At 37.5% G+C, this 2,020-nt stretch carries 3 protein-coding genes; all 3 read right to left on the bottom strand.

What is annotated here, in order from left to right:
• On the bottom strand, positions 1-1,007 hold a 1,007-nt coding region (locus Q1553_RS06680), incomplete at its 3' end, for an FAD-binding oxidoreductase (RefSeq protein WP_300842840.1).
• Positions 1,008-1,160: 153 nt separating this feature from the next.
• Entirely contained in the window at positions 1,161-1,523 is a 363-nt protein-coding gene (locus tag Q1553_RS06675) for a diacylglycerol kinase (protein ID WP_115550819.1), read from the bottom strand.
• A partial coding sequence (locus Q1553_RS06670) for a sulfatase-like hydrolase/transferase (protein ID WP_300842839.1) occupies positions 1,523-2,020 on the bottom strand: 498 nt, incomplete at its 5' end. The genes Q1553_RS06670 and Q1553_RS06675, both read right to left, overlap by 1 nt.

The following is a 2,020-nucleotide window of genomic DNA, read 5'->3' as shown; positions in this document are numbered from 1 at the left end:
CAGTTTCCCTCTTGGACTTTTTGTAAATCTTGTGGCATACCCTCTATATGACGCACAGCTTTTAAACAAGCATAATCCATAATCTCTGCTGCACTCACAATAGTATCATTAGCAGCTAAGACTTGAATTGCCCTTGCGGCTTGTGCTAGAGATTCATAAAAGATTAATGCGCACGCTTTGTGTTTAAAATCCTCTTGGGTAAAATATTCCACACGTGAAACAAAGCCTAATGTGCCTTCTGCTCCAATAAAGATGTGATTTAGAATGTCTTTAATTTCCTCAAAATCAATGAGCGCATTCAGGCTATAACCTGTGGTATTTTTTATCTTGAATTTGCGCACAATCTCTTGACATAAAGTAGCATCTTCTAGCATTTCTTGACGCAAAGCAAGGAGATTTTCCGCTAATGCTTTGTGGATTTGCAAGAAATCTTGTATATTTTTTTCATCTGAAGTATCCAAGATGTAGCCATCGTTTAAAATTACACGAATGGATTTGATTGTATGGTAACTATTCTGCTTGACACCGCAACACATTCCGCTAGAATTGTTAGAAAAGATTCCACCAATACTTGCATTGTTAATCGTTGCTGGGTCTGGTCCTATTTTTTTGCCCAATGGTTTTAATACAAGGTTTGCTTCCGAGCCAATTACTCCGCAATCACACCAAATGGAATCTTGCGTTAGATGAATGGTCTGCCATTTGTGAATACAAACCACCAATACACTATCGCTACAAGCTTGTCCGCTTAAACTTGTGCCTGAACCTCTAAAGGTAAGCGGAATATTGTATTGTTGGCTTAAGGTGATGATTTTTTGAACCTCTGTTTCATTGATGGGCTTTAGCACAAGTTGTGGAATATAGCGGTAGCACGAAGCGTCTATACCATAGGCGAATCTTTCTAAATAATCTTCAAAGATTCTGTAATATTTAACATTGTCTTTTGTGTCAAACAGAAACTCTTTGCATTCTCTAGTAAAACCTTGATAATCTCTATTGTTTTGCATTCTTTTCCCATTAGTTTAATGATAAACATTTTACATTTTTTATTGTGTAATGGTTGGATAATTTTCTATATTTTATATTTTTTAACGATGAATCGTTTAAAATGTTTAAAATTTACCCACTCTTGTTTTTTGGGATTCTTTTCTGAAGTAATTCTATTCCTCTATCCATAGTTTTCCTAAGAAAATTCCCCAGCTAAGAAGCGCAAAGAGGACACTAAAAAATACTGCCGCAGAGGCGCAATCCTTTGCAATTTTTGCTTTTGGGTCAAAAGACTCTGTAACCAAATCCACATTAGCTTCAATGGCGGTATTAATCGCCTCTGCAATCAAAATCATAAACAGCACAAAGGCTAAGAATAAATGCTCCAAGATGGAAAGTGGCAAAAAACAATCCAAAATCAATGCAGGAATGATGATGCAAAGTTCTATGCGGAAGCTTTTTTCATTCTTAAAGAGGGCGCAAACCCCTTGAAGTGCAAATTTTGTGTTTGCAAAAAAGGAATAGTCGGGTTTCATTATGGATTCTCCTTCAAAGAAGTGCTAAAAATATCATAAGATTCCTTATAAAGAGGACTTGCTACTCCAAAAAATCCTAATATTGAATGTGTGAGATTATCGTGGGAGAGTTTAAAGTTGCCATATTGCTTAAGACGCGCGTTAATGGTTGCGTTGTTGTGATATGCAATGCTTGGAATATGGATTTGCTCCTGTGGGGCTAGGGCATAGGGCATTCCGTGCAAATAGATTCCGTTTTCTCCTAAGCTTTCTCCGTGGTCAGAGAGATATAGCACCGCTGTTGTATAGTTATTCATTTCCGCGGCAATATCAATGAGTTCCCCTATAATCCAATCGGTGTAATAAAGCGTATTGTCATAGGTGTTAAGAATCTCCTCCTGTGTGCATTTGCTTAGCTCGTTTGTATCGCAAGTGGGCGTAAAGCGGCGAAAATTATCCGGGTATCTTTTGTAATATGCAGGTCCGTGTGAGCCTTGCAAATGCAGGACATAAAGATT

It is taken from the genome of Helicobacter sp. UBA3407, assembly GCF_949747025.1.
Lineage (GTDB): Bacteria > Campylobacterota > Campylobacteria > Campylobacterales > Helicobacteraceae > Helicobacter_D > Helicobacter_D ganmani.
Note: the sequence above shows the minus strand (reverse complement) of the source record. Positions and strands in the feature narration are given on the sequence as shown.